The sequence below is a fragment of the Paracoccus panacisoli genome, from assembly GCF_042435015.1.
GTDB classification, from domain to species: domain Bacteria; phylum Pseudomonadota; class Alphaproteobacteria; order Rhodobacterales; family Rhodobacteraceae; genus Paracoccus; species Paracoccus panacisoli.
In genome coordinates this window covers 1-25,529 of record NZ_JBHMQU010000034.1, presented here as the reverse complement: position 1 = coordinate 25,529, position 25,529 = coordinate 1, and the positions used below count along the sequence as shown (strand labels likewise).

General features: G+C 70.5%; 23 protein-coding genes. 11 read left to right on the top strand and 12 right to left on the bottom strand.

Going from position 1 to position 25,529, the window contains the following annotated elements; all coding sequences use genetic code 11:
* The coding region (locus ACFHYO_RS08375; protein WP_394319678.1) for a hypothetical protein at positions 1 to 437 on the top strand (437 nt) is incomplete at its 5' end.
* Positions 438 to 551: 114 nt separating this feature from the next.
* On the opposite strand, the gene ACFHYO_RS08370 is transcribed toward ACFHYO_RS08375, so the two are convergent.
* Both ACFHYO_RS08370 and secA read right to left on the bottom strand, forming a co-directional pair.
* Positions 552 to 1,535: a glycosyltransferase gene (locus ACFHYO_RS08370; protein WP_394319676.1), complete on the bottom strand. Its 984-nt coding sequence runs from the start codon at positions 1,533 to 1,535 to the stop codon at positions 552 to 554.
* 1,643 nt (positions 1,536 to 3,178) lie between these two features.
* Positions 3,179 to 5,884, bottom strand: a complete 2,706-nt coding sequence (secA, locus tag ACFHYO_RS08365) for a preprotein translocase subunit SecA (protein WP_394319674.1) — start codon at positions 5,882 to 5,884, stop codon at positions 3,179 to 3,181.
* A 196-nt stretch (positions 5,885 to 6,080) separates the two neighbouring features.
* Between secA and ACFHYO_RS08360 the strand changes: the two genes are divergently transcribed.
* From ACFHYO_RS08360 to ACFHYO_RS08345, 4 genes are all read left to right on the top strand, one after another.
* Positions 6,081 to 7,076 (top strand): peptidylprolyl isomerase, encoded by a 996-nt coding sequence (locus tag ACFHYO_RS08360; protein WP_394319672.1) that lies wholly within the window; start codon positions 6,081 to 6,083, stop codon positions 7,074 to 7,076.
* 2 nt (positions 7,077 to 7,078) lie between these two features.
* Positions 7,079 to 8,449: a bifunctional glutamate N-acetyltransferase/amino-acid acetyltransferase ArgJ gene (argJ, locus tag ACFHYO_RS08355; protein ID WP_394319670.1), complete on the top strand. Its 1,371-nt coding sequence runs from the start codon at positions 7,079 to 7,081 to the stop codon at positions 8,447 to 8,449.
* Positions 8,450 to 8,522: 73 nt separating this feature from the next.
* Positions 8,523 to 8,921, top strand: coding sequence for an 8-oxo-dGTP diphosphatase MutT (gene mutT, locus ACFHYO_RS08350; protein ID WP_036703930.1), 399 nt, complete (start codon positions 8,523 to 8,525; stop codon positions 8,919 to 8,921).
* 208 nt (positions 8,922 to 9,129) lie between these two features.
* Positions 9,130 to 9,258: a hypothetical protein gene (locus ACFHYO_RS08345; protein WP_036703932.1), complete on the top strand. Its 129-nt coding sequence runs from the start codon at positions 9,130 to 9,132 to the stop codon at positions 9,256 to 9,258.
* A 107-nt stretch (positions 9,259 to 9,365) separates the two neighbouring features.
* Here ACFHYO_RS08345 and infB read toward each other — a convergent pair whose 3' ends face one another.
* The 7 genes from infB to ACFHYO_RS08310 all read right to left on the bottom strand — a co-directional run bounded on the left by infB (position 9,366) and on the right by ACFHYO_RS08310 (position 19,293).
* Positions 9,366 to 11,900, bottom strand: a complete 2,535-nt coding sequence (gene infB / locus ACFHYO_RS08340) for a translation initiation factor IF-2 (protein WP_036703934.1) — start codon at positions 11,898 to 11,900, stop codon at positions 9,366 to 9,368.
* On the bottom strand, positions 11,890 to 12,528 hold the full coding sequence (locus tag ACFHYO_RS08335) for an RNA-binding protein (protein ID WP_036711448.1): 639 nt from the start codon (positions 12,526 to 12,528) through the stop codon (positions 11,890 to 11,892). The genes infB and ACFHYO_RS08335 overlap by 11 nt, the downstream gene beginning before the upstream one ends.
* A 15-nt stretch (positions 12,529 to 12,543) precedes the next feature.
* Positions 12,544 to 14,217, bottom strand: a complete 1,674-nt coding sequence (gene nusA / locus ACFHYO_RS08330; protein WP_394319667.1) for a transcription termination factor NusA — start codon at positions 14,215 to 14,217, stop codon at positions 12,544 to 12,546.
* A 3-nt stretch (positions 14,218 to 14,220) separates the two neighbouring features.
* Complete coding sequence (gene rimP / locus ACFHYO_RS08325; protein WP_394319665.1) at positions 14,221 to 14,904, bottom strand: ribosome maturation factor RimP; 684 nt, start codon at positions 14,902 to 14,904, stop codon at positions 14,221 to 14,223.
* 183 nt (positions 14,905 to 15,087) lie between these two features.
* The gene (locus tag ACFHYO_RS08320; RefSeq protein ID WP_394319663.1) at positions 15,088 to 16,677 is read right to left on the bottom strand and encodes an AI-2E family transporter; all 1,590 of its coding nucleotides are present in this window, start codon (positions 16,675 to 16,677) and stop codon (positions 15,088 to 15,090) included.
* A 254-nt stretch (positions 16,678 to 16,931) separates the two neighbouring features.
* A complete protein-coding gene (locus ACFHYO_RS08315; RefSeq protein WP_394319661.1) occupies positions 16,932 to 18,221 on the bottom strand; it encodes a saccharopine dehydrogenase family protein in 1,290 nt (429 codons plus the stop codon).
* Entirely contained in the window at positions 18,193 to 19,293 is a 1,101-nt protein-coding gene (locus ACFHYO_RS08310; protein ID WP_394319659.1) for a carboxynorspermidine decarboxylase, read from the bottom strand. Before ACFHYO_RS08310 ends, ACFHYO_RS08315 begins: the two co-directional genes overlap by 29 nt.
* Before the next feature lie 211 nt (positions 19,294 to 19,504).
* On the opposite strand from ACFHYO_RS08310, the gene ACFHYO_RS08305 reads away from it, so the two are divergent.
* The 4 genes from ACFHYO_RS08305 to ACFHYO_RS08290 all read left to right on the top strand — a co-directional run bounded on the left by ACFHYO_RS08305 (position 19,505) and on the right by ACFHYO_RS08290 (position 21,597).
* The gene (locus tag ACFHYO_RS08305; RefSeq protein WP_052176647.1) at positions 19,505 to 19,930 is read left to right on the top strand and encodes a pyridoxamine 5'-phosphate oxidase family protein; all 426 of its coding nucleotides are present in this window, start codon (positions 19,505 to 19,507) and stop codon (positions 19,928 to 19,930) included.
* A gap of 100 nt (positions 19,931 to 20,030) precedes the next feature.
* Entirely contained in the window at positions 20,031 to 20,291 is a 261-nt protein-coding gene (grxC, locus tag ACFHYO_RS08300; RefSeq protein ID WP_036705877.1) for a glutaredoxin 3, read from the top strand.
* Between the two features lie 5 nt (positions 20,292 to 20,296).
* Positions 20,297 to 21,154: a carbon-nitrogen hydrolase family protein gene (locus ACFHYO_RS08295; RefSeq protein ID WP_394319682.1), complete on the top strand. Its 858-nt coding sequence runs from the start codon at positions 20,297 to 20,299 to the stop codon at positions 21,152 to 21,154.
* Positions 21,151 to 21,597, top strand: coding sequence for a MarR family winged helix-turn-helix transcriptional regulator (locus ACFHYO_RS08290; RefSeq protein WP_036705032.1), 447 nt, complete (start codon positions 21,151 to 21,153; stop codon positions 21,595 to 21,597). The genes ACFHYO_RS08295 and ACFHYO_RS08290 overlap by 4 nt, the downstream gene beginning before the upstream one ends.
* Positions 21,598 to 21,646: 49 nt before the next feature.
* Here the strand turns inward: ACFHYO_RS08290 and ubiG are convergent, their stop codons facing one another.
* Positions 21,647 to 22,396 carry a bifunctional 2-polyprenyl-6-hydroxyphenol methylase/3-demethylubiquinol 3-O-methyltransferase UbiG gene (ubiG, locus tag ACFHYO_RS08285; RefSeq protein WP_036712672.1) on the bottom strand — a complete coding sequence of 250 codons (750 nt, stop codon included), beginning with the start codon at positions 22,394 to 22,396 and terminating at the stop codon, positions 21,647 to 21,649.
* 62 nt (positions 22,397 to 22,458) lie between these two features.
* Here ubiG and pip point away from each other — a divergent pair, with 62 nt between their 5' ends.
* Positions 22,459 to 23,433, top strand: coding sequence for a prolyl aminopeptidase (gene pip, locus ACFHYO_RS08280; protein ID WP_394319680.1), 975 nt, complete (start codon positions 22,459 to 22,461; stop codon positions 23,431 to 23,433).
* Here the strand turns inward: pip and ACFHYO_RS08275 are convergent.
* Together ACFHYO_RS08275 and infC are read right to left on the bottom strand one after the other, a co-directional pair.
* Positions 23,430 to 24,524, bottom strand: coding sequence for an NAD(P)/FAD-dependent oxidoreductase (locus tag ACFHYO_RS08275; RefSeq protein ID WP_394319656.1), 1,095 nt, complete (start codon positions 24,522 to 24,524; stop codon positions 23,430 to 23,432). The genes pip and ACFHYO_RS08275 overlap by 4 nt on opposite strands.
* Positions 24,525 to 24,593: 69 nt before the next feature.
* Complete coding sequence (gene infC, locus ACFHYO_RS08270; RefSeq protein WP_074826137.1) at positions 24,594 to 25,208, bottom strand: translation initiation factor IF-3; 615 nt, start codon at positions 25,206 to 25,208, stop codon at positions 24,594 to 24,596.
* Between the two features lie 115 nt (positions 25,209 to 25,323).
* On the opposite strand from infC, the gene ACFHYO_RS08265 reads away from it, so the two are divergent.
* The coding region (locus ACFHYO_RS08265; protein ID WP_394319654.1) for a hypothetical protein at positions 25,324 to 25,529 on the top strand (206 nt) is incomplete at its 3' end.

Genomic DNA, 25,529 nt, shown 5'->3' with positions numbered 1-25,529 from the left:
CGGGCGGGCACGGGGCGACGGCGGCCCCCTCCGGCGGACATGAGGCCGCGGCTCCCGCCACGGCGGGCGGCCACGGCGCCGCCGCGGGCGGGCATGGCGGTGCCGGCAACGGCAGCGCGCCAGCGTGGTTCAAGTTTCCCCAGCAGTTCTTCGTGCCGGTACTGCATGACGGGCGGCTCGACAGCACGATGGTGCTCTCGCTCTCGGTCGAGATGCCGGGGGGCGCGACCGAGACGGTCTACGCCCACGAGCTGAAGCTGCGCGATGCGCTGCTCCGGCAGATGCTGATCCACGCCAACACCGGCGGGTTCGACGGCAACTTCACTGCCGAGCCGCAGCTGCGCGTCCTGCGCCAGAGCCTGCTCGGTACCGCACAGGGTGTCGTGCCCGAGATCACCGATATCCTCATCGGCGACATTGCACGGCAGGAGCGGTAGGGGCGCTGAGGTTCAGGGAGTGGCGGAAGCACGGGCCTTCTGGTTCAGCAGAATGTCGCACGCCTCAAGCGCGGGCCGTTGGTAGCCCGTGCCTCAGGCGCAGGCCGTTGGTAGCTAGCTAGTCCCCTTGGGCACCGCCGCCCTCCCCTTCCCGCCCTGCCCCAACCGCCCGGTTGCGGCGGCGGCGAGGAGGGCGGCGGTTCCGGTGCGGGTCTGGCGGTAGAGGCCGAGGCGTAGGAACGTCGCCGCCGCCTGCGGACCGGGCATCGCCAACGCTGCGGCGAAGCGGACGAGGACCGCGCGGGCCTCGGGGGTCAGCAGAGCGGCGCTTAGCTGCAGCGCCCTCGCGTTGGCGGCGAGCCAGCCACCATAGGCGCCTCCACCGAGTTCGCGCAGCCGCGCCAGACGAGCGGCCAGAGTGTCGTTGCGGCCCATCACGTTGCCCGGGTGCTGGCGATAGAGGACCGTCTGCGCCGGATCGCGGATCACCGTCCCGCCGGCGCCCGAAATGAGCTGGTAGCTCCACCAATCATGTGAGATCACCTCCGCCTCTGCCGCCGCCCGCGCGCTGGCGCGCATGAGCGCCGCGCCGGCCGGGTTCACCAGCATCGTGTTGCCGGGCGTGCAGGCCTGCACCAGTGCGTTCCGGAACGACGGCGGGCGGCGGTAGAGCGGCGCGGGCGCGAGCGGGCGCAGGTTCTCGTCGCAGATCGTGGTGCGGGTGACGTGCAGCAGCGGCGCGCCCGCGGGGTGCGCGGCCAGCGCCGCCATGCCGCGCGAGAGGCGGTCGGGCAGCCAGACATCGTCCTGGTCGCAGAAGGCAAGCGCCTCGCCGGGGGCGACCGCCTCGATCAGCGACAGGAAGTTTGCCGTCGCCCCCTGCCGCGGCCCTTCGATCAGGCGGATGTCGCGGGTCGGGTGGGCTTCGGCGAACCGCGCGACCACCTCGCGCGTGAGATCCCGCGAGCCGTCGTCCGAGACGACCAGCCGCCAGTCGGCATGGCGCTGCGCCGCGAGGCTCTCGAGCTGCGCGCCGAGGAACCGGGCGCCGTCGTACGTCGCGAGCAGGATGGCAACGCGCGGAAGGGTGGTGCTCATGGGCCCTCGCATAGCTCGGCCGCGGGTGGGGCGGAAGGGCCCCAGGGTGAGCGCAGCGGGGATGGCTGCGAGCCGAAAGGCGCGGGTAGGACCGGACAGGTTGGCGGATGCGCGGGGCGGGTTGGGGTGGCGCGGATCGGACGGAGACCGTGAGCACGTGCATCGCCGATCACATTCCTCGCGTGGCGCTTGCCCAAGCCGCACGGGTAGCGACTGTTGCGGGACGGGTCGCCCGACGTTGCCCGGTCGTGCGCGGGGAATCCGTGCAGGTCGCCAGTCGGGTCGCTGCCCCTGCCCGCTTCGTCCTCTGAGTTCATCGTGACCAATGGTCCCGCAGGCTGCGCCTGAGATGGACGCCTCCTCTAGGCCCGCTCGGGTTCGGCCAGCGGCGGGACGCTAACGAGGGTCTGCTTCACCTCGCCTCGCATCTGCGAAGGCCGACCCCCGTGCCGTCAGGACCGCTGCGCGTGGCGGGTTTGAACCTTTTGCCTGAACCGCGGGCAGGGTCCGTTGGGCCGCACCGAACGATGTGGTGGGGCAGGCCCCGTCGAAGCCCGGCGCGGGGGGGGCGATGACGGGCCGCCCCTGGCCGCTTCGTCCTCGGAGTTCATCGTGGGCAACGGTCCCGCAGGCTAACCCGGAGATGGGCGCCTCCTCTCGGCCTGCTCGGCTTCGGCCGGCGTCGGGATGCTGCTGAGGGTCTGCTCTTCCTCGCCTCGCACCGCCCAGACCGCCCCTCTGTCGTCAGGACGGCCGCGTGGTTGATGTAAACGGCTTGTCTGAACCGCTGGGCAGGGTCCCGTTGAGCCGAATCGCCCGATGTTGTGGGGTAGTCCCCGTCAAAGCCCGGCGCAGGGGGGCCGAGGACGAGGCGCCATAGGCGGCTTCGCTCTTGGGGTGGATCGTGGCGAACGGTCCGTCAGGCGGTGCCGGAGATGGACGCCTCCTCTCCCCCCGCTGGCGTCAGTCACCGGCTGGAGGCGGGCGATGGTCTGCGTCACTCCGCGCGGCCCGCCCAAACCCACCCCTCTGCCGGCAGCGCAGCCGGCCGGGCAGATGTTGAACTGCTTACCCGAACAGGAGGGGCAGGGAGCTTTGTGGGCCAGGTCGCCCCGTGTGGTGTAACGGCTTTCGTCAAGGCCCGGTGCGGGACCGACGACTTGAGCCGCCCCCGCCCCCCGTTCTTGGGGTCCTTCACCAACTGCTGCGGGCCGACCTTCGCGTCAACTTGGCGCGTCGTCTCGCGCCGACAGGCGTCGGTGAGGCGTCGGATGTGAGCGAGGGTCTGCGCCACCTCGCCGCGCGAGCGGTGAGGCCGACGCCTCGATCAGACCACCCGCCCGTTACAGGACTTGAGCCGCGCGCCCGAGCCGCTGGGTCGAGCGCCGTGGCGGGCCGGATCGGCCGGTGCGGGGCGCGCTCGCGACGGCCCGGCGCGTTAACCGAGGGCGCGCCGCCCCGGCCCCTTCGTCCTCGGAGCGTGTCGCTGCCGATTACGGGGCGAACTGCGGGGGATCTAGGCGCATCACCCCAGTGAGCGCGTCGGTCAGACGCCGGATGGCGGGCAAGCCTCGCCCCGCAGCCCCCCATCGCACCGCGGCAGAGCAGCAGGCGGCGCGCCGCCTACCCTCTCCGCACCCCGTTCAGACCAGCCGGCCGTGGCAGTTCTTGAACCGCTCGCCCGAGCCGCAGGGGCACGGGTCGTTGCGGGCCGGGTCGCCCCAGGTCGTCGGGTCGTTCTCGTCGAAGCCGGGGACGTGGGCCGACGGCTCACCGCCCTCGGCCTCTTCGTGCTCGGGGTGCATCGACGCCGACTGCGCGGCCAGCTGCGCCTGGTACTGGCGCATCATCTCGGCCCGCTCGGCGTCGGTCAGCGGGCGGATGCGGGCGAGGTTCTGCGTCACCTCGCCGCGCAGCCCGTCCAGAAGCCCCTCGAACAGCTGGAAGCTCTCGGTCTTGTACTCGGACAGCGGGTCGCGCTGGGCATAGCCGCGGAAGCCCACGACCGAGCGCAGATGCTCGAGCGTCACCAGATGCTCGCGCCACTTGCCGTCGATCTGCTGCAGGATCACCTGCTTCTCGATCTGCGCCATCTGCTCGGGGCCGAACTGCTCGGCCTTCTGGGCCATGTAGGCGTCGGTCGCCTCGCGGATGCGCTCGGCCACCACGTTGCGGTCCACCCCGTCCTCGGCGGCCCATTCGGCCACCGGCAGGTCCATGTTCAGCCGCTCGATCACCGCGGCCTTGAGCCCGTCGGTGTCCCACTGCTCGGCATAGGCCTTTTCCGGCATGAACTGGTCGATCAGGTCGTCGATCACCTGATGGCGCATGTCCATCGCGATGTCGCCGGCGTCGTCCGATTCCATGATCTCGCGGCGCTGCGAGAAGATCGCCTTGCGCTGGTCGTTCATCACGTCGTCGAACTTGAGCAGCTGCTTGCGGATGTCGAAGTTGCGCCCCTCGACCTTGGCCTGGGCGCGCTCGAGCGACTTGTTCACCCACGGATGGATGATCGCCTCGCCCTCTTTCATCCCCAGCGTGGACAGCACCTTGTCCAGCCGCTCGGACCCGAAGATCCGCATCAGGTCGTCCTCGAGCGACAGGAAGAACAGCGATTTGCCCGGGTCGCCCTGGCGGCCCGAGCGGCCGCGCAGCTGGTTGTCGATGCGCCGGCTCTCGTGCCGCTCGGTGGCGAGCACGAAGAGCCCGCCCGCCCCCAGCACCGCCTGCTTGTCGGCGGCGTGCTCGGCCTCGATCCGGGCGCGCAGCTCGTCGGGGTGGGCCTCGGGGTTCGCGGCCAGCGCCTGCATCACCTTCATCTCGACGTTGCCGCCCAGCTGGATGTCGGTGCCGCGGCCGGCCATGTTGGTGGCGATGGTCACCGCGCCGGGCTTGCCGGCCTCGGCGACGATATACGCCTCCTGCTCGTGCTGGCGGGCGTTCAGGACGTTGTGCGGGATGCCCTCGGCCTTGAGCATGTCCGACAGCATCTCGGACTTCTCGATGCTCGTCGTGCCGACCAGCAGCGGCTGGCCGCGGCCGTGGGCCTCGCGGATCGCCTCGATCACGGCGGCGTATTTCTCGGCCGCGGTGCGATAGACGCGGTCGTGGTCGTCGATGCGCTGGATCGGGCGGTTGGTCGGCACCTCGACCACGCCGAGCTTGTAGATCTCGGCGAACTCCTCGGCCTCGGTCGCCGCCGTGCCGGTCATGCCCGACAGCTTGGCGTAGAGGCGGAAATAGTTCTGGAACGTCACGCTGGCGAGCGTCACGTTCTCGGGCTGGATCTCGACGCCCTCCTTGGCCTCGATCGCCTGGTGCAGGCCGTCCGACAGGCGGCGGCCGGCCATCATCCGGCCGGTGAACTCGTCGATCAGCACCACCTCGCCGTCCTTCACGACATAGTTCTGGTCGCGCTTGAACAGCTTGTGGGCCCGCAGCGCCTGGTTGGCGTGGTGGACGATGGTGGTCGATTCGGGGTTATAGAGCGTCTGGTCGGCCGGCAGGATGCCCGCCGCCTGCAGGCGCTTTTCCATGAACTCGTTGCCGTCCTCGGTGAAGGTGGCGTTGCGGGTCTTTTCGTCCAGCTTGTAATGCGCCTCGGTCAGCTCGGGCACGATCACGTCCAGCAGCTTGTAGAGCTCGCTGCGGTCCTGGCTCGGCCCCGAGATGATGAGGGGCGTGCGCGCCTCGTCGATGAGGATCGAGTCGACCTCGTCCACGATGGCGAAGAAATGCCCGCGCTGGGTCATCTCTTCGATCGAGCCCTTCATGTTGTCGCGCAGGTAGTCGAAGCCCAGCTCGTTGTTCGTGGCATAGGTCACGTCGGCCCGATAGGCGTCGCGCTTCTCCTGGTCGCCCTGGAAGGGATAGACGACCCCGGTGGTCATGCCGAGCTGGGCAAAGACCTTGCCCATCCACTCGGCGTCGCGCTTGGCGAGGTAGTCGTTGACCGTGACGACGTGGACACCCTTGCCGGCGAGCGCGTTCAGATAGGCCGGGAAGGTGGCGACCAGCGTCTTGCCCTCACCCGTCTTCATCTCGGCGATGTTGCCTTGGTGCAGGAAGATCCCGCCCATCAGCTGGGTGTCGAAGGCCCGCAGGCCCAGCGCCCGGCGCGCGCCCTCGCGGCAGTTGGCGAAGGCCTCGGGCAGAAGCTTGTCGAGGCTTTCGCCGGACTGGGCGCGGCCCTGCAGCTCGCGGGTCTTGCCGATCAGGTCGGCGTCCGACATCTGCTGGAAGCGCGGCTCGAGCGCGTTGATCTGGGCGACCAGCGGGCGGACGGATTTCACCTTGCGATCGTTGGGAGTGCCAAAGATCGACTTTGCCAGATTACCGATGCCGAGCATAACGTCCTGTCTGATTGAGCGCAGAGGGCCCGCTGCCCACTTGCCCCGACCGACGGCCTTGCCCTATCAACGGGCCGGAAAATCGGCGGCGGGCGCGCCTATTTCGGTTGCGCCGGATGTAGGCCCGACCTGCCGGACTGTCAACGCTCGCCCCTGCCCGGCCGCGGCCGGGCCCCACCCGAGGAAACCTTCCGTCATGCTGAAATCGACGACCGCGCTGGCTGCCGCGCTGCTGCTGGCCGGGACCGCCCTGGCCGAAACCCCGGCCGCCCCCGCCGCCGAGGCAGCCCCTTCCGCCGATGCCGCCCCGGCCGCAGCCGCGCCGGCCGCGCCGGCCACCTCGCCCGCCCCGGCCACCTCGCCCGCCCCGGCCGAAGCCGCCGCCCCCACCGTGACGACGGCCGCCCCCGCCACCGGCACCCCGACCGCGACCACCGTCGTCGCCACCGTGAACGGAGAGGCGATCACGCTGGGTCAGATGATCGCGATGAAAGAGGGGATGCAGCACGGCGCGGCCGACGTCCCCGACACCGCGCTCTGGGACATGATGCTGGACCAGATGATCAGCCAGACCGCCGTTTCGCAGGTCGCCGCGCAGTCGCTCACCCCGCGCGACACCGCCATCATCGAGCTGGACCGCCGGGCCTACCTCTCGGGCGCGGCGCTCGAGCGGATCGCCGGGGCCGAGCCGACCGAGGCCGAGCTGCGCGCCGCCTATGACGCGGCCTTCGGCGCCGACAAGACGCCGAAAGAGGAATACAGCGCCTCGCACATCCTCGTGAAGACCGAGGAAGAGGCCAAGGCCATCGCCGACGAGCTCGCCAAGGGCGCCGACTTCGGCAAGCTGGCGGAAGAGAAGTCGACCGACAACAGCGGCGCCAACAAGGGCGACCTCGGCTGGTTCACGCCGGACATGATGGTCAAGCCCTTCGCCGACGCCGTGGTGGCGCTGAAGAAGGGCGAGGTCTCGGCCCCGGTGCAGTCGCAGTTCGGCTGGCACGTCATCAAGCTGAACGACACCCGCACCCAGGCCGCGCCCGAGTTCGACGCGATCCGCGACCAGCTCGCCATGCAGGTGCGCCGCCAGAAGGTCGAGGCCGAGATCCAGAAGCAGGTGACCGCCGCCAAGATCGAGAAGGTGCCGGGGCTCGACGCCGGGCTGCTGAACAAGACCGATCTGCTGGACAAGTGACGATGGCCAAGTCGGACAAGACGGCGAAGGCCGGCAAGAAGGCGGACGGCAAGAAGGCCGAAAAGGCCGGGAAGGCGGACAAGGCGGCGCGCAAGGCGGCCGCCGCGGCCGCCACCCCGGCGACGGCGAAAGAGACGCTCGTCTCGCCGCTCGCCCCCGCCCGCTTCCCCGACCTGCCGGTGATCGAGGGGGTCGAGTTCGCGGCCGCCTCGGCCGGGATCAAGTACCAGGGCCGGACCGACGTCATGCTGGTCCGGCTGGCGCCCGGCACCGCCATCGCCGGGGCCTTCACCCGCTCGTCCACCCGGGCGGCCTGCGTCCTCGACTGCCAGGACAAGCTCAAGGGCGCGCAGGACAGCGCCGGCGGGGCGGCGATCATCGTCAACTCGGGCAACGCCAACGCCTTCACCGGGGCCGAGGGCCAGCGCAGCGTGGACCGGGTGACCGGCGCGGTCGCCAAGGCGCTTGGCGTGCCGGCGCGGCGGGTGTTCTCGTCCTCGACCGGCGTGATCGGAGAGCCGCTGCCGGCGCAGCGGATCGTCGACGTGACCGATACGCTGGCCGCGAGCCTCAGGCCCGACGGCATCGCCGACGCGGCCCGCGCGATCATGACCACCGACACCTTCCCCAAGGGTGCCTCGGCCGAGATCGCCGGCGACGGCGGCCCGATCCGCATCGCCGGGATCGCCAAGGGCTCGGGGATGATCGCCCCCGACATGGCGACGATGCTGGTCTATCTCTTCACCGACGCGGCCATCGCGCCGCCGCTGTTGCAGCGGATGCTGTCGGGGCAGATGGACGAGACGTTCAACGCCATCACCGTGGACAGCGACACCTCGACCTCGGACGCGCTGATCCTGGCCGCGACCGGGCGTTCGCCGGCGGCGCCGATCAATGACCTGCGCTCGAAGGTGGCGCGGGACTTCGTGGCGGCGCTCAGGGGCGTGATGCTCGACCTCGCGCAGCAGGTGGTGCGCGACGGCGAGGGGGCGACGAAGTTCGTCGAGGTGCAGGTGACCGGGGCGGCCTCGGTCGCGGACGCGCACAAGGTGGCGATGGCGATCGCCAACAGCCCGCTGGTCAAGACCGCCATCGCCGGCGAGGACGCCAACTGGGGCCGGGTCGTGGCCGCGGTCGGCAAGTCGGGCGCTGCGGCCGACCGCGACCGCCTGTCGATCCGCTTCGGCGACATGGTGCTGGCCGAGAACGGCTGGCGGGCGCCGACCTATGACGAGGCGGCGGCAAGCGCGTACATGAAGGGCGACAGCCTCGTGATCGGTGTCGATCTGGGGCTGGGGCGCGGGGCGCGGACGGTCTGGACCTGCGACCTGACCCACCGCTACATCGACATCAACGCCGATTACCGGTCCTGACGGAACGCGGCGCGGCGCCCCGTACGCCGCGCCCGCCCCCTCGCCTCGGGTTATTTGAACCAGAAAGAAGCCGATGAAACTGCTGCTGGTGTCGGCCGTGGCGCTGATCGACCCCGAGGGCCGGGTGCTTCTGGCCCAGCGCCCCGAGGGCAAGTCCCTTGCCGGCCTGTGGGAGTTTCCGGGCGGGAAGGTCGACCCCGGCGAAACGCCCGAGGCGGCGCTCATCCGCGAGTTGCACGAAGAGCTGGGGATCGAGACGTGGCACTCGTGCCTCGCCCCCCTCACCTTCGCCAGCCACAGCTACCCCGAGTTTCACCTGCTCATGCCGCTCTTCGCCTGCCGGCGCTGGCAGGGCGTGCCGCACCCGCGCGAGGGGCAGCAGCTCGCCTGGGTCCGGGCGGGCGACCTGACCCGGTACCCGATGCCGCCCGCCGACCTGCCGCTGATTCCCGTTCTGCGCGAGTGGCTGTGACGGCCTCGCCGGGTCGCCGTCCCGCCGGGCAGTCTGCCGAGTTTTTATGCAAATGAGCGGTTTAGGGGTCGTCGAGTGTGACAAATCGGTGTCACCGGCGAACCAAGCGCGCCATCCTGCGCCGCCCGGTTACCTTTCATTAACCCTGCTTGCGTAACGTGGGGTTGTGACGCGGCCGAGGCCGCAGATTCCTGGGGAGGAATGATCCATGATCCGCACCATCACCGTGGGCAGCTGCATATCCGTGCAGGGGATGTTCGAACGCGATCTCGGCAATGGCCGGATCGCCGTGCGGGTGGGCACCGAGACCTACGTGGGCAAGGCCGTCACCGGCTGAGCTGACGCGGGCACGGGCCGCGGGCGCGATGCCCCGGCCCCGCAAACGCAGGCGGCGCGCCCCCGACCGGGGACGCGCCGCTTTTTTTCTGCCATCGCGGCCGGGGGTCAGAGCTTCCGCTCGACCTCCTCGCGCTCGAAGATCTCGATGACGTCGCCCTTGCGGATGTCGTCGTAGTTCTCGAACGCCATGCCGCATTCCTGGCCCGACTGCACTTCCTTGACCTCGTCCTTGAAGCGCTTGAGCGTCTTGAGCGTGCCTTCGTGGATCACCACGTTGTCGCGCAGCAGGCGCACGCCCGCCGAACGGCGCGCCACGCCCTCGGTGACAAGGCAGCCCGCGACGTTGCCGACGCCGGTGACGCGGAACACCTCGCGGATTTCCGCGTAGCCGATGAAGTTCTCGCGCACCTCGGCCGACAGCAGACCCGACGCGGCGGCTTTGATGTCGTCCACGAGGTCGTAGATGATCGAGTAGTAGCGGATCTCGACACCCTTCTGGCTCGCCGAGTTCCGGGCCGGCGCGTTGGCGCGGACGTTGAAGCCGATCACCGGGGCGCCCGACGCCTCGGCCAGGCCGATGTCGGATTCGGTGATCGCCCCCACGCCCGAGTGCAGCACGCGCACGCGGACCTCGTCGTTGCCGACCTTCTCGAGCGCCTGCACGATCGCCTCGGCCGAGCCCTGCACGTCGGCCTTGACCACCACCGGCAGCTCGGCCACCGACTCGTCGGCCTTGGCCTTGGCCATCAGCTCCTGCAGCGTGGTCGCGGCACCGGCGGCGGCGCGCTTGTCCTTGGCGGCCTGGATCCGGTAGTCGGCGATCTCGCGCGCCTGCGCCTCGGTCTCGACCACGTTCAGGACGTCGCCCGCCTCGGGCGTGCCGTTCAGGCCCAGCACCTCGACCGGGACCGACGGGCCGGCCTCGGCCACCCGCTCACCCTTGTCGTCGATCAGCGCGCGGACCTTGCCCCACTGCTCGCCGACGACGAAGATGTCGCCCTGCTTCAGCGTGCCGTGCTGGACGAGTACCGTGGCCACCGGCCCGCGGCCGACGTCCAGCTTGGCCTCGATCACGGCGCCCTGCGCGGCGCGGCCGGGGTTGGCCTTGAGTTCGAGGATCTCGGCCTGCAGCGCAATCGCCTCGAGCAGTTCATCGAGCCCCTGCCCGGTGTGGGCCGAAACCTCGACGTCCTGCACTTCGCCCGACATCGCCTCGACGACGACCTCGTGCTGCAAGAGGTCGGTGCGGACCTTCTGCGGGTTGGCGGTCGGCTTGTCGATCTTGTTGATCGCCACGATCATCGGCACGTTGGCGGCCTTGGCGTGGTTGATGGCCTCGACCGTCTGCGGCATCACCGCGTCGTCGGCCGCCACCACCAGCACCACGATGTCCGTGACGTTGGCGCCCCGCGCCCGCATCGAGGTGAACGCGGCGTGGCCGGGGGTGTCGAGGAAGGTCAGCACCGCCCCGCTGTCGGTCGTCACCTGATAGGCGCCGATGTGCTGGGTGATGCCGCCGGCCTCGCCCGAGACGACGTTGGCGTGGCGGATCTTGTCCAGCAGCGAGGTCTTGCCGTGGTCGACGTGGCCCATGATCGTGATGATCGGCGGGCGCGAGACCAGATCCTCTTCCTTGTCCTCGACGGTGTCGATGGCCTGTTCCACGTCCGCATCGGTGACGCGGACGGCGCGGTGGCCGAACTCCTCGATCACCAGCTCGGCGGTGTCGGCGTCGAGCGGCTGGTTGGCCGTGACCATCATGCCCATCTTCATGAGCGCCTTGACCACGTCGGCCGAGCGTTCCGCCATGCGGTTCGCCAGCTCGCTGACCAGGATCGTCTCGGGCAGCTGCACGTCGCGGACCTGCTTTTCGGCACGCATCGACTGGCCCATCGCCTTGGCGCGGGCCTTTTCCTGCTTGCGCTTCATCTGCGCGAGGCTTCGCTGGCGGCCGCCCTCGCCCGAAAGCGCCTGGGTCAGCGACAGCTTGCCCTCACGGCGGGTGTCGCCACCCTTGCCCTTGTTGCGGTCGCGGTCGGCCTCGGCGCGCTCGCGCTCGGTCGGGCGGCGCATCGGCGCGCCCTTGTCGGCGCGGGCGGCGGCGGCCTCGGCGGCGGCACGGTCGGGGGCGGTGCTGCGCTCCGCAGGCTTCGCGGTGACCTCGGCCTTCTTCTGCGCGCGCAGCTCCGCCTCGCGCAGCTTGCGGGCGTCCTCTTCGGCCTTGGCCTTCAGCGCCTCTTCGCGCTCGCGCTCCTCGCGCTCCTTGGCCTCGATCTCGGCGCGACGGCGCTCGCGCTCTTCCTCGCGGGCCTTCTCGTCGGCCTCACGGGCGGCCTTTTCGTCGGCCTCGCGCGCCTTGGCGGCGGCGAGGGCCTTGAGGCGGCGCTCCATCTCGGCTTCGGAGATCCCGGCCGGACGCTTCGAGGGGTCGGAGGCGACGGCGGCAGGCGAGTTCGGACGCGGCGCCGGTGCCCCGGCCGCCGCGCCGGCGGCGCCGGGCTTGGGCACCACGACGCGCTTGCGCTTGGTCTCGACCACCACGTTGTGCGTGCGCCCGTGGCTGAAGCTCTGCTTCACCTGCCCCGGCCGACCCGCGCCGCCGCCCAGACCCAGGGGTTTCTTTCCGTCTCTATCGCTCATCCGCTTCCGCATCCTTCTGGGCAGTCGAACTGCCGCCTTGCCCGCGCAGACCATTCAGTCTGCTGGCGTCCCTGATTACCTTGTCGGTCAGGCCCCCCGGCGCGAGCGCGCTGTGTATGACATGATCGCGCCCGAAAGCCAAACCGATTTCCGATGCCGTGAGGCATCCGAACCAGCGGCCGCCGGGCGGCGTCCACAACTTGCCCTTGCCACGGTCCGACCCGTCGCTGGCCTGCAAAAGCACCTTGGCCTTGCCGTCGGCGAGCCAGCCCTTGACCTTCTCGAATCCCGCCACCGCGTCGCCCGCCTTGCGGGCCAGCGACACGAGGTCCACGACCCGCCGGGCGAGCCCGGCCTCGATCCCGTCCACGAGGTCGTCGTCCGCCTTCACATGGGCCTTGGCACCGCGTGAGAAAACCCCCTTGGCGACGGCTTTTTCCAGCACCGCCCGATCGGCGGTGACCCAGAAGCCGCGACCGGGCAGCTTCTCGGACAGGTCCGGCACCACCATGCCGTCCGGCCCGGCGACGAAGCGGATCAGCCCCGCCTTGGGCTGCACCTCGCCCGTGACGAGGCAGCGCCGTTCCGACGCCGCCTCTCTGTCCTTTGCACGACCCCCGCGCGTCAAGGGCGGTCCGGGGCGTTACACCCCGGCCTCCTCGGTGTCGCCCTCGGCCTCGGCCGCGGGGTGAAGCTCGTCGGGATCGACCCAGCCCAGCATCACGCGGGCGGTCATCACCATGTCCTGCGCCTGCTCGAGGCTGATCCCGAACGGCTCGAGGATGCCGTCGTCCTTGACCCGCTGGCCGTTGTTGGTGGTCCAGCCGCCGGCCAGTTCCCAGTCGGCGCAGGTGGCGAAATCCTCGAGCGTCTTGACGCCGTCCTTGGCCAGCGCCTCGACCATCTGCGCGGTCAGCCCGTCGAACTCGATCAGGCTGTCCTCGGCCCCCAGCTCGCGCGCGTTCTCAAGCGCCTTGCGGGCCGCGGCCTCGATGTGGTCGCGGGCGCGGGCCTGCAGCTCTTCCGCCGTGCCCTCGTCCACGCCGTCGATCGACAGCAGCTCGTCGAGATCGACATAGGCGACCTCTTCCAAGTTGGTGAAGCCCTCGGCGACCAGAAGCTGGGCGAAGAACTCGTCCAGGTCCAGCGTGTCCATGAAGAGCTGGGTGCGGGCGTTGAACTCGGCCTGACGGCGCTTCGATTCTTCCTCTTCGGTGAGAATGTCGATGTCCATGCCGGTCAGCTGGCTCGCCAGCCGCACGTTCTGGCCGCGCCGGCCGATGGCGAGCGACAGCTGCTCTTCGGGGACCACGACCTCGATCCGGGTCGCGTCCTCGTCGATCACCACCTTGGCGACCTCGGCCGGTTGCAGCGCGTTCACGAGGAACGTCGCCTGGTCCTCGGACCACGGGATGATGTCGATCTTCTCGCCCTGCAGCTCGCCCACGACGGCCTGCACGCGGCTGCCGCGCATGCCGACGCAGGCGCCGACCGGGTCGATCGAGTTATCGTACGAGATCACCGCGATCTTGGCGCGGCTGCCCGGGTCGCGGGCCACGGCCTTGATCTCGATGACGCCGTCATAGATTTCCGGCACTTCCATCTTGAACAGCTCGGCCATGAACTGCGGGTCGGTGCGCGACAGGAAGATCTGCGGGCCGCGGGCCTCGCGGCGCACGTCCTTGACATAGGCGCGGATGCGGTCGTTCAGGCGATAGCTCTCGCGGCCGATCTTCTCGTTGCGGCGCAGGATCGCCTCGCCGCGGCCCACGTCCACGATGATGTTGCCGTATTCCTCGCGCTTGACGATGCCGTTGATGATCGTCCCGGTGCGGTCCTTGAACTCTTCGTACTGGCGGTCGCGCTCGGCCTCGCGGACCTTCTGCAGGATCACCTGCTTGGCCGACTGGGCGGCGATCCGGCCCAGCTCGACCGGGGGCACGGTTTCCTGGAAGACGTCGCCGGACTGCGGGCCGCCGTCGAACTCGGTCAGCCGCGCATCCTCGCGGGTCCAGAAGTTGCCGGGGTTCTTTTGCGCCTCGAAATAGGGGCGGGCCTGTTCGGCGGTGAACTGGGCCTGGTAGTTCTCAAGCTCTTCCTCGGGGACCACGGTGCGGACGCGGGTGAAGGTCGCGTTGCCGGTCTTGCGGTCGATGACCACCCGGATGTCCATCTCGGCCCCGTAGCGCGACTTGGCGGCGCGGGCGAGGCTGTCCTCCATCGCCTCGATCACCAGATCGGGGTCGATCATCTTCTCGCGCGCGACCGCCTCGGCGGTCTGCAAGAGCTCAAGCTGGTTGGCAGAGGTGATCGCCATCACTCACTCCTTGTCGGTGTCGTCGTCGGCATCCGCGTCGTCGGGATCGCCGGTGTAGGTTACAATTTCGTCAAATCCGTCGGTGTAGTCGGCGTCCGCATCGGCCCCGGCCCCGCGGCCGTCGCCGATCCCTGCCCCGGCCTCGGCGCCGGGCGGCAGGGTGCCGGCCTCTTTCCGCTCTTTCAGCATCAGGGCGATCAGCTCGTCGGTCAGCAGCAGCTTGGCGTCCGACAGCAGGTCGAAGTTGAGCCCGACCGTCACCGTCTCGCCATGCTCGACGATGTTGAGCAGCACCTCGTCCCCGTCCACGCCCGCGAGCACGCCCTTGAAGCGCTTGCGCCCGTCGATGGGCTGGTTCGTCTCGAGTCGGGCGTCATAGCCCTCGAACGTGGCGAAGTCCTTGAGCCGGGTCAGCGGCCGGTCGATGCCGGGCGACGACACCTCGAGGTGATAGGCGTCCTCGAGCGGATCCTCCACGTCCAGCGTGGCGCTGACGGCGGTCGAGATCTCGGCGCAGTCATCGACGTTGATCCCGCCCTCGGGCCGGTCGGCCATGATCTGCAGCGTTGCGGTCTTGCCGCCCTGCAGGCGCAGGCGCACCAGCTCGAAGCCCATGCCCTCGATCACCGGCTGGATGATCTCGGCGAGGCGCCGGTCGATGGCGGTCTTGGCGATGAGGTCGGTCATGTCCGATCCTGAAAATGAAAAACGGGCCGTCTGGGCGGCCCGTGCAAACTCCCGGTGGGCAGGGTGTGGACGCCTGCGCCGCTGTGAGGGTCATATAGCGCCCCGACCCCGTCTGTGCAAGGGGCCGCAGCGGCGCCCCCGAGGGGTCGGGACCGGGAGGCGTCACGCCCCCCGGTCAGCGTCTCACGCAGGGCGCGCCGGCGTGGTCCCGGCGGGCGGCGGGGCGGCGGTGTCGCCGGCGCCGTTCGCGGCCTCGGCTTTCGACGCCGCGACCTCCGCCAGCGCGGCGTCGGCCTTGGCCTTGGCCTCGGCTTCGGCGGCGCGCTCGGCCGCCTTTTCCTCTTCGCTCAGCGGCGGCAGGTCGTCGCCGGCAAGGAAGTTGCCGAACTTCTCGAGCCCCGGGATGTGGTCGGCGAGCACCCGCATCACCACGAGCATCGGAACCGCGACGACCATGCCGAGCACCGACCACAGCCAGGCCCAGAGCGCCACGGTCAGGAACACCACGACGGTGTTGAGCTGCAGCCGGCGCGAGACGAAGTAGGGCGTGACGAACTGGCCCTCGATCGCGGTGAGGCCGAAGTAGGTGCCGCCGATCAGCAGCGCCGTCCAGATGTCGTCGAACACCACCAGCGCCACGACGAAGGCACCGATATAGCCGAGCGCCGCGCCGATGTAGGGGATGTAGTTCAACACCGCGGCGGCGATCCCCCACAAGAGCGGCGAGGGCATCCCCCACGCCCACATGGCGAGGCCCGAGACGACCCCCAGCCCGACGTTGATGATGGTGATCGCGCCGAGGTAGTTGCCGAGGCTCGATTCGATCTCGCGCAGCGCGTTATAGGCGGCGCGTTTTTCCTTGATGGTGTCGAAGCTCTGCACGATCCGCAGATAGAGCAGGTCGCCCGACGCCAGCAGGAAGAACAGGAAGATCAGCGTGAAGAACAGCTGGCTGACGATGGCCGGACCCATACTCACCAGCGTCGAGGTGAGCGAGGTCGTCTGCGAGGGCGCCGCGACCTCGACCCGCAGCTGGTTGGTGGCGGCGGGGGCATCGCCCGCGCCGGGCTGGGTGACGGTGGACGAGGCGGTGACGGACCCGGCCTCGGTGGTCGTCTGCGGCTCGAGCCCCGCGGGCAGGGTCGTGGCGGGGGGCTGGCCCACCGTCCGGCCCACCGGCGCGGTGTCGGGCGCGACCGGCGCCGCGCCCGGCTGGGCGGCGGGCGAGCCGGGCATCGGCATCGTCGCGGGCACCTCGGTCGTGGCGGTGGTGGTGGTGGTCGCCACCGCGCCCCCGTTCGGGTCGGCCTCGACGCTGGTCACGGTCGCGGTCGGCGCACCGCCGCCGGCGATGTCGCCCAGGCCCTTGGCCGCGCGCTCGATGCCGCGGAAGTTCTCGCGGAAGTCGGTGTATTTCTGCTTGAGCTGGCGGCTGATCGAGGGCGCATCGTCGATGAGCTGCCCGGCGGGGCCCGAGACGAAGAACCCGAGCACCCCGATCGAGGCGACGATGCCCAGCACGATCAGGCCTGCGGTGGCCCCCGGCGGCACCCCCCGGCGGTCCATCCAGCGCCGGATGGGCACGAAGACGAAGAAGAGCAGCACCCCCAGCGCCACCGGCATGAGGAAGGCCCGCGCCGTCGCCAGCATCTGGATGGCGAGGATGATGAAGATGCCGATGATCGCCCAGCGCGGCACGAGCGGCTTCGGCTTGTCGCCGCTGCCGTATGCGCTTGGGAACATCTGCCTGTTGTCGCCGCCGTATTTGTTCATTCCCTGTCCCCATGCCCCTCGTCGTCGAGGAAGTCCGTCACGCCCCAACCGCCCGCGCCGCGCGGACCCGCGGCACAAGCGACTGGCAACAGCCGGTGGCATAATTGGTTCCCTGACGCACGACCCGGCAAGGCAACAAAGAGTCGTGTGCGGCCCTGCCCGTCTCGCGTCGGCTTGAACGGCAGAAGGCCCCACCGCGGGGGCAGGGCCTTGAAGGGGTGTGACAGTGAGGCGGCAGCCGCCGCCCACCCGGATCAGATCGGACGGTCGCCCTTGGCGTCGATAACCCGCGTGGGCAGGCCCATCTCGCCCAGAAGCTCGAGGAAGGGGCGGGCCGGCAAGTCCTCGATGTTGACCATCCGCTTCACGTCCCAGACGCCACGGGCGATCAGGATCGCCGCGGCGACCGGGGGCACGCCGGCGGTGTAGCTGATGCCCTGGCTGCCGACCTCATCATAGGCGTCCTTGTGATCGGCGACGTTGTAGATGAAGACCTCGCCCTCGACGCCGTCGCGGGTGCCCTTGACCAGATCGCCGATGCAGGTCTTGCCGGTGTAGTCGGCGGCGAGGCTCGCCGGGTCGGGCAGCACCGCTTTGACCACCTTGAGCGGCACCACCTCGAGCCCCTCGGCGGTCTTGACCGGCTGCTCGCTCAGCAGGCCGAGGTTCTTCAGCACCGTGAAGACGTTGATGTAATGCGCCCCGAAGCCCATCCAGAACCGCACATCCGACTGCGGATAGCGGGCCGAGAGGCTGTGCACCTCGTCATGCCCGGCGAGATAGGCGGTCTGCTTGCCGACCACCGGCAGGTCCCACTCGCGCCCGATCTCGAACATCTCGTTCTCGCGCCACGCGCCGCCCTGCCAGGAATAGACGGTGCCGGTGAACTCGCGGAAGTTGATCTCGGGGTCGAAGTTGGTGGCGAACCAGCGGCCGTGGTTGCCGGCGTTGATGTCGACGATGTCGATCGAGGTGATCTCGTCGAAATACTCGTCCTCGGCCAGCCGCGCATAGGCGTTGACCACGCCGGGGTCGAACCCCGCGCCAAGGATCGCGGTGATCCCGGCGGCCTCGACGTCGCCGCGCATCGGCCATTCGTGGTTGCCGTACCACGGCGGCGTCTCGCAGATCTTGTCGGGGTCTTCGTGGATGGCGGTGTCGATATAGGCCGCGCCCGCCGTGATGCAGCCCTTGAGGACGGTCTTGTTGATGAAGGCCGTGCCGACGTTGATGACGATCTTCGCGCCCGTCTCGCGGATCAGCGCCGCGACCTTGTCCGCGTCCATCGCGTCCAGCGCATGGGTGGTGATCGTCAGGCCGGCGGCGGTGCCCTTGTCCCGGATGCTGTCCACGATGGCGTCGGCCTTGGCCTGCGTCCGGTTCGCCATGTGGATCGCGCCGAACTCGGCCGCGTGCTGCGCGACCTTGTGGGCGGTGACCTGAGCCACGCCGCCGGCGCCGATGATGAGGACGTTGGGTTTCTCCACCTCAGCAGTCTCCTTTCGAATCAAGGCCTCAGGACAGCGAGTCCCGATAGTCGTCATAGCCGAAGCGCCGGACGGTGGTGATCGTTCCGTCGCGCTCGCGGATGCAGATCGCGGGCATGGCCACGCCGTTGAACCAGTTCTTCTTGACCATCGTGTAACCGGCGGCATCCTCGACGCTGATCCGGTCGCCCACCTTGAGCGGCTGGGCAAAGCGCGCCTCGCCGAAGATGTCGCCCGCGAGGCAGGACTTGCCGGCAATCTGGTAGGGGTGCTCGCCCACCTGCGGCAGCTTGGCGTTCTCGCGGTAGATCAGCAGGTCGAGCATATGCGCCTCGATGCTGCTGTCCACGACCGCCACCTGCTTGCCGTTGTCGAGGATGTCGAGCACCGACACCTCGAGCGTCGTGGTGCCGGTGATGCTCGCCTCGCCCGGTTCCAGATAGACCTGCACCCCGAAGCGCTCGGCGAACGCCTTGAGCCGGTCGGCCAGCGCGTCCAGCGGATAGCCCTCGCCGGTGAAATGGATGCCGCCGCCGAGGCTGACCCAGTCGAGCTTCTCGAGGAAGCTGCCGAACTCGGCCTCGATCCGGTCCAGCTGGCCCGCGAACAGGTCGAAGTCGCGGTTCTCGCAGTTGTAGTGGATCATCACCCCCGAGATGCGGCCCAGCGCCGCCTCGAGCCGCGCCATGTCCCACTCGCCCAGGCGCGAGAACGGCCGTGCCGGGTCGGCGAGGTCGAAGCCGCTGGTCGAGAACCGCGGGTTGAGCCGCAGCCCGCAGGCGATGCCCTGGGTGCGGTCGTGGAACCGGTCGAGCTGGCCCAAGCTGTTGAAGATGATCTTGTCGGCATAGCCCACCGCCTCGTCGATCTCGTGATCGGCCCAGGCGACGGAATAGGCGTGCGTCTCGCCGCCGAACTTCTCGCGCCCGAGCCGCAGCTCGTAGAGCGAGGACGAGGTGGTGCCGTCCATCGACTGCGCCATCTGGTCGAACACCCCCCAGGTGGCGAAGCACTTGAGCGCCAGCAGCGTCTTCGCGCCCGAGCGTTCGCGCAGCCGCACCATCTTCTCCATGTTCGCCGCGAGGCGGGCGCGGTCGATCAGGTAGAACGGGGTCTGCGGCTCGGTCATGTGCGGGGCCTCGGACGGCTGGGGAAGGGGCGTGGCGCGGGGGTCGGCGGGGCGCGCGGGGGGAAGGCGCGATATAGGGGGCGGGCGGCAGGCTGGCAAGGAACTGCAACGGTTGGGTGACGTCCGCCGGATAGCCCTCGGAACGGTCGGGGGGGACGCGCGTTCCGCTGTGCACCGGACCAACCCGGCCAGAAACAGGGGAGACGAACCGATGGCCGACAGGCTGACCCGCGAGGACGTGGCCAAGGCCATGCGCGACATGGATCTGTGCTTCATGGCCACCCACGGCGAGGGCGGCGCGATCTCGAGCCGGGCCATGTCCAACAACGCCCAGGTGGACTGGGACGGGGACAACTGGTTCTTCTCGAACGGCGACACCCGCAAGGTGCGCGAGCTCGAGGCCGACCCGAACGTGACACTGGACTTCCAGTCGAAGGACACGTGGATCTCGGTCCGCGGCCAGGCGCGACTGCACCGCGACGACCGGGCGCTGTTCGAGGCGCACTGGACCAAGGACCTCGATCGCTGGTTCGAGCAGGGGATCGACACCCCCGGCCTGACGCTGATCGAAGTCGTGGCCGAGGTGGCCGAGGTCAACGGTCGCCCCGGCGAAGGTACGGTGGACCTGCGCAGCTAGGCCCGCCCCAGCGCGGGCCGGCGCGGCGGGCGCCTTGCGGGGGTGGAACTCGCGCGGTTCCGCCGCCATCTTGCACCCCAGACATCTTCCGGAGACCGCCATGACCGCCCGCGTCGAAATCTACGCCACCCAGTCCTGCCCCTACTGCCACATGGCCCGCGGCCTTCTGGGCCGGAAGGGCGTCTCGTACGAGCTGATCGACGTGGGCCGCACCCCCGACCTGCGGGCCGAGATGACCCAGCGCGCCGGCGGACGGCGCACGGTGCCGCAGATCTTCATCGACGGGGTCCATGTCGGCGGGTCGGACGACCTGCACGCGCTCGACCGGCAGGGCAAGCTCGACCCGATGCTGGGGCTGTGAGGCACCTGCGCGCCGGGCTGGTGCAGCTCTCGGTCGGGGACGACCCGGCGGCGAACCTGCCCGTGACGCTGGATTTCATCCGTCAGGCCGCCTCGGGCGGAGCGCAGCTCGTGCTGACGCCCGAGGTGACGAACCTGCTCACCCCCGACCGGGCCCGGCAGGCGCGGCTCTTGCACCGCGAGGCCGACGACCCGACGCTCGCCGCCCTGTCGGCCGAAGCCGGGCGGCTGGGGGTGTGGCTGCTGGTCGGCTCGCTGTCGCTTCTGAGCGAGGCGGCCGACGAGCCGCGCTTTTCCAACCGCAGCCTGCTGATCGCCCCGGACGGCCGCGTCGCCGCGCGCTACGACAAGATCCACATGTTCGACGTGACCGTCTCGGCGACCGAGAGCTACTGCGAGAGCGCCGCCTTCCGGCCCGGCGACCGGGCGGTGCTGGCGCCCGGCCCCATCGTCGGCGGCGCGACCGTCGGGATCGGGATGACGGTCTGCTATGACCTGCGCTTCCCGCATCTCTACCGGCGGCTGGCCCGCGCCGGGGCGCAGATCCTGACCGTGCCCGCCGCCTTCAACGACACCACCGGCGCCGCCCATTGGGAGGTGCTGCTGCGCGCCCGCGCCATCGAGACCGGCTGCTTCGTGCTGGCCCCCGCGCAATGCGGCACCCACCCCGCGCCCCATTCCCCCGACCGCCCCCCGCGGCGCAGCCACGGCCATTCGCTCGCCGTCGCGCCCTGGGGCGAGGTGCTGGCCGACGGCGGCACCGCGCCGGGGGTTACGCTGGTCAATCTGGACCTCGCGCGGGTGGAGGACGCCCGCCGCCGGGTGCCGGCGTGGCGGCATGATCCGGTGATCTGGGGGCCATGAGCGACGACGCCGCCAATGCGCTGGCCGCGAGCCTGTTCGCCGAGCTGATGATCGGCGAGCAGCTGGCCAACCGGCTGGTGACCCGCAGCCTGCCGGGCGGGATGCAGCTGTCGCATTTCTCGGTCCTGAACCTTCTCGCCCATCTCGGCTGCGAGCGCAGCCCGGCCGAGCTGGCCGAGGCGTTCCACGTCCAGCGCAGCGCCATGACCAACACCTTGGCGCGGCTGGAATGGGCCGGTCACGTCCACATCCGCCCCGACTGGGACGACGCGCGCCGCAAGCTCGTCTCGATCAGCCCGGCCGGGCGGGCGGCGCGCGACGCGGCGCTGGCCGCGTTCCTGCCGCGGCTGGCCGAGGTCGTGCGCGACATCGGCCCGGCCGAGGTGCGCGCCGCGCTGCCGGTGCTAAGGCGGTTGCGCGAACGGCTCGAGGACGAGGCGTGAGGCGCGGCCTGACGGGTATTTGAGCCAGAAAGAAGCTGCGGGCGGCGCGTCAGTCGCGCACCCCGGCCATGAGATAGTTCACCGACAGATCGCGCGGCGACAGCGACCAGCCGAAGGTCACCGGGTTGAACACCATGCCCGCGCGGTCCACGACCCGCACCCCAGCGGCCGCGAACATCCCCGCCAGATCGTCCGGCCGGATGAACCGCCGCCAGTCGTGGGTGCCGCGCGGCAGCCAGCGCATCACCCACTCGGCGCCGACGATGGCGGCGGCGAAGCTCTGCGGCGTGCGGTTCAGCGTCGAGGCGACGAGCAGCCCGCCCGGCCGCAGCAGCCGCGCGCAGGTGGTGACGAAGGCCTGCGGGTCGGCGACGTGCTCGACGATCTCGAGCGCCAGCACCACGTCGAAGCGCTCGCCCGCCTCGAGCAGCGCCTCGGCGGTCGTGGCGCGGTAGTCGATCTTGAGCCCCGACTGCTCGGCGTGCAGCCGCGCGATGCGGATGTTGCCCTCGGCCGCGTCGGCGCCGGTGACGGTGGCCCCCAGCCGCGCCATCGGCTCGGACACCAGCCCGCCGCCGCAACCGATGTCAAGCAGCCGCAGCCCCTCGAACGGGCGCAGGCTGCGGGGGTCGCGGGCGAACTCGGCCGCGATCTGGCCGGCGATATAGTCGAGCCGCACCGGGTTCAGCATGTGCAGCGGCTTGAACTTGCCCTTCGGATCCCACCACTCGGCGGCCATCGCCTCGAACTTGGCGACCTCGGCCGCGTCGATGCTGGACTGGGGCGCGGATGTGGTCATGGCGGTCTCCTTGGTGGCCGTGGGGCGTGGCGACGGGGCGCCGGGCGGTGTATAGCTGGGACATGGACCGCTTGGCAGCGCAAAACACTGCGGCATCGCCGCACGGCCGGCTGTATCCGCCGATCGAGCCGTTCGACCGGCGGCGGCTGGATCGCGGCGACGGCCACGTGATCTATGTCGAGCAATGCGGCAACCCCGCGGGCATCCCCGTCATCGTGCTGCACGGCGGGCCGGGGGGCGGCTGCAGCCCGGTCATGCGCCGCTTCTTCGACCCCGCGCGCTGGCGGGTCGTGCTCTTCGACCAGCGCGGCTGCGGCCTTTCCACCCCGCAGGCCGAGGTCGCCGCCAACACCACCGCGCATCTCTTGGGCGACATCGACGCCATCGTGGCGGCGCTGGGGCTGGGACCGGCGGTGCTGTTCGGCGGCAGCTGGGGCGCGACGCTGGCGCTCGCCTACGCGCAGGCGCGGCCCGCGGCGGTGCGGGCGCTGGTGCTGCGGGGCGTGTTCCTCGGCCGGCAGTCCGAGCTCGACTGGTTCTACCAGGGCGGGGCCGGGCGGTTCTGGCCCGAACTCTGGGCGCGCTTCGCCGCCCCGATCCCCGCCGCCGAGCGGGGCGACATGATCGCCGCCTATCACCGGCGCCTGTTCTCGGGCGACCGCGAGGTCGAGACCCGCGCCGCCCTCGGCTGGACCGCGTGGGAGAATGCGCTCGCCGCGATGGACAACCCCTGCCCCGGCGTGCCGCCCCCGGCCTACGCCCGCGCCTTCGCCCGGCTCGAGTGCCATTACTTCGCCAACCGCTGCTTCCTCGACGAGGGCCAGTTGCTGCGCGACCGCCACCGCATCGCGCATCTGCCCGCGGTGATCGTGCAGGGCCGCTATGACATGGTCTGCCCCCCGCAGAGCGCGTGGGAACTCGCCTGCGGGTGGGACGCGGCCGAGCTGCGGCTGGTCCCGGCCTCGGGCCACGCGCTGACCGAGCCGCGGATCGCGGCCGAGCTGGTGCGGGCGACGGACGAACTCGCCGCCCTCTAGTCGAGCAGCCCCGCCACGTGGTCGCCGATGGCGAGCGAGGCGGTGAGGCCGGGGCTTTCGATCCCGTAGAGGTTGACGAGCCCCGCGATCCCGTGCGCGGCCGGGCCGTCGATGCGGAAATCGGCGGCAGGCTCGCCCGGGCCGGACAGCTTGGGGCGGATGCCGCAATAAGTCGGCTCGAGCGCGCCCTCGGGCAGGCCCGGCCAGTAGCGGCGGATCTCGGCCTCGAAATGCGCGCGGCGGGTGGGGTTCACGCGATAGTCCACGGTTTCGATCCACTCGACGTCCGGGCCGAAGCGCATCGCCCCGCCGAGGTCGAGCGTCAGGTGCACCCCCAGCCCGCCCGGCTCGGGCACCGGGTAGATCAGCCGCCGGAACGCCGCGCGACCCGGCACGGCGTAATAGCTGCCGCGGGCGAAGCGCGTTTCCGGCACCTCCGTCAGCCCGTCGATGCGGGCGGCGACGTCCGAGGCCCAGAGCCCGGCGGCGTTCACCACCCGGTCGGCGCCGAGCGCAAAGGGGCCGTCGGCGGTGTCGGTGTGGACCACGAAGCCCGCCGGCCCGGTCTCGACCCGCGTGACCCGCGTGCCCAGCGCCAGCAGCGCGCCCGCCGCCTCGGCGTCATGCCGCAGCGCCGTCATCAGCGCGTGGCTGTCCACGATCCCCGTCTCGGGCGAGAGCAGCGCGCCGGTGCAGGCGAGCGCCGGCTCCATCCCCTGCGCCTCGGCGGCGGTGAGGGGCGTCAGCGCGACGCCGTTCGCCGCCGCCCGGGCGCGGATCGCCGCGAGCACCTCGGCCTGCGCGGCGTCGGTCGCCACGATCAGCTTGCCGCAGCGGTCATGCGGGATGCCGCGCGCGGCGGCATAGTCGTAAAGCGCCGCGCGGCCCGCGACGCAGAGCCGCGCCTTGAGGCTGCCCTCGGGGTAGTAGATCCCGGCGTGGATGACCTCGGAGTTGCGCGAGCTCGTGTGGGTGCCGATCGCGTCCTCGGCCTCGAGCAGCGCGACCTCGACCCCGCGCAGCGCCCGCGCCCGGGCGATGGCAAGGCCCACGACCCCCGCGCCGATCACGATGCAGCCGACCCGGTCCATGGCGTCCCCCTGACAGACGAACGGCCCGCCCCAAGGGCAGGCCGCTCAGCGTTTCGCGTGATCCGCGGCTCAGCGCGGTGCGATCATCATCACCATCTGCCGGCCCTCGAGCTTCGGCATCGATTCGACCTTGCCGGCCTCACCCACGTCGTCGCGGACGCGGTTCAGAAGCTCGATACCGAGCTGCTGGTGGGCCATCTCGCGGCCGCGGAAGCGCAGCGTGATCTTGACCTTGTCGCCCTCTTCCAGAAACTTCATCACCGAGCGCATCTTGACGTCGTAATCATGGGTATCGGTCCCGGGACGGAACTTGATCTCCTTGATCTCGATGATCTTCTGCTTCTTGCGGGCCTCGGCCTCACGCTTCTGCTGTTCGTACTTGAACTTGCCCAGGTCCATGATCTTGCAGACCGGCGGCACGGCGTTGGGCGAAATCTCGACGAGGTCGAGCCCGGCTTCCTCGGCCATGGCGATCCCGCGGGCGGGCGTCACGACGCCCACATTCTCGCCATCGGCGCCGATCAGGCGGATCTCGGGGACGCGGATGCGGTCGTTGGTGCGGGGGCCGGTGTCGCGGGTGGGCGGTGCGTTGTGCGGGCGGCGAGCTATGGGCGTAGTCCTTCGATCGTTGGAAATCCTGGGGCGGAGATAATCAACCGCAGGCCGGGTTTCAACAGCGATCATGGGCGCCGCAGGGGTCCTGGGGCGGCTTTTCGCGGCGCGCCGGCTGTGCGAGAAGCGGCCAGCCGCTAGCCGCGCCCGCCGGGGGCCGCGGACCGGCCTGACGAATGAGGGTGAGATGGCGCGTCTGGGGACCGTGATTCTGGTGATCGTGCTGCTCTTGGGCGGCGTGTGGCTGTGGCAATCGCGCGAGACGCTGATGCCCGGCCCCGCGCCCGTGACCTCGGCGCCCGGCCCCGCGCCCGTGACCTCGGCGCCGACTCCCGCCCCCTCTGCCGCACCCGCGCCCGCGGCCCCGGCCGAGCCGACCCCCGCGGGCGAGGC

Coding starts and splice junctions, on each gene's coding strand:
- ACFHYO_RS08370 (WP_394319676.1), bottom strand. CDS start 1,535: ATGAGCACCACCCTTCCGCGCGTTGCCATCCTGCTCGCGACGTACGAC.
- secA (WP_394319674.1), bottom strand. CDS start 5,884: ATGCTCGGCATCGGTAATCTGGCAAAGTCGATCTTTGGCACTCCCAAC.
- ACFHYO_RS08360 (WP_394319672.1), top strand. CDS start 6,081: ATGCTGAAATCGACGACCGCGCTGGCTGCCGCGCTGCTGCTGGCCGGG.
- argJ (WP_394319670.1), top strand. CDS start 7,079: ATGGCCAAGTCGGACAAGACGGCGAAGGCCGGCAAGAAGGCGGACGGC.
- mutT (WP_036703930.1), top strand. CDS start 8,523: ATGAAACTGCTGCTGGTGTCGGCCGTGGCGCTGATCGACCCCGAGGGC.
- ACFHYO_RS08345 (WP_036703932.1), top strand. CDS start 9,130: ATGATCCGCACCATCACCGTGGGCAGCTGCATATCCGTGCAGGGGATG.
- infB (WP_036703934.1), bottom strand. CDS start 11,900: ATGAGCGATAGAGACGGAAAGAAACCCCTGGGTCTGGGCGGCGGCGCG.
- nusA (WP_394319667.1), bottom strand. CDS start 14,217: ATGGCGATCACCTCTGCCAACCAGCTTGAGCTCTTGCAGACCGCCGAG.
- rimP (WP_394319665.1), bottom strand. CDS start 14,904: ATGACCGACCTCATCGCCAAGACCGCCATCGACCGGCGCCTCGCCGAG.
- ACFHYO_RS08320 (WP_394319663.1), bottom strand. CDS start 16,677: ATGAACAAATACGGCGGCGACAACAGGCAGATGTTCCCAAGCGCATAC.
- ACFHYO_RS08315 (WP_394319661.1), bottom strand. CDS start 18,221: ATGACGACTATCGGGACTCGCTGTCCTGAGGCCTTGATTCGAAAGGAG.
- ACFHYO_RS08310 (WP_394319659.1), bottom strand. CDS start 19,293: ATGACCGAGCCGCAGACCCCGTTCTACCTGATCGACCGCGCCCGCCTC.
- ACFHYO_RS08305 (WP_052176647.1), top strand. CDS start 19,505: ATGGCCGACAGGCTGACCCGCGAGGACGTGGCCAAGGCCATGCGCGAC.
- grxC (WP_036705877.1), top strand. CDS start 20,031: ATGACCGCCCGCGTCGAAATCTACGCCACCCAGTCCTGCCCCTACTGC.
- ACFHYO_RS08290 (WP_036705032.1), top strand. CDS start 21,151: ATGAGCGACGACGCCGCCAATGCGCTGGCCGCGAGCCTGTTCGCCGAG.
- ubiG (WP_036712672.1), bottom strand. CDS start 22,396: ATGACCACATCCGCGCCCCAGTCCAGCATCGACGCGGCCGAGGTCGCC.
- pip (WP_394319680.1), top strand. CDS start 22,459: ATGGACCGCTTGGCAGCGCAAAACACTGCGGCATCGCCGCACGGCCGG.
- ACFHYO_RS08275 (WP_394319656.1), bottom strand. CDS start 24,524: ATGGACCGGGTCGGCTGCATCGTGATCGGCGCGGGGGTCGTGGGCCTT.
- infC (WP_074826137.1), bottom strand. CDS start 25,208: ATGATCGCTGTTGAAACCCGGCCTGCGGTTGATTATCTCCGCCCCAGG.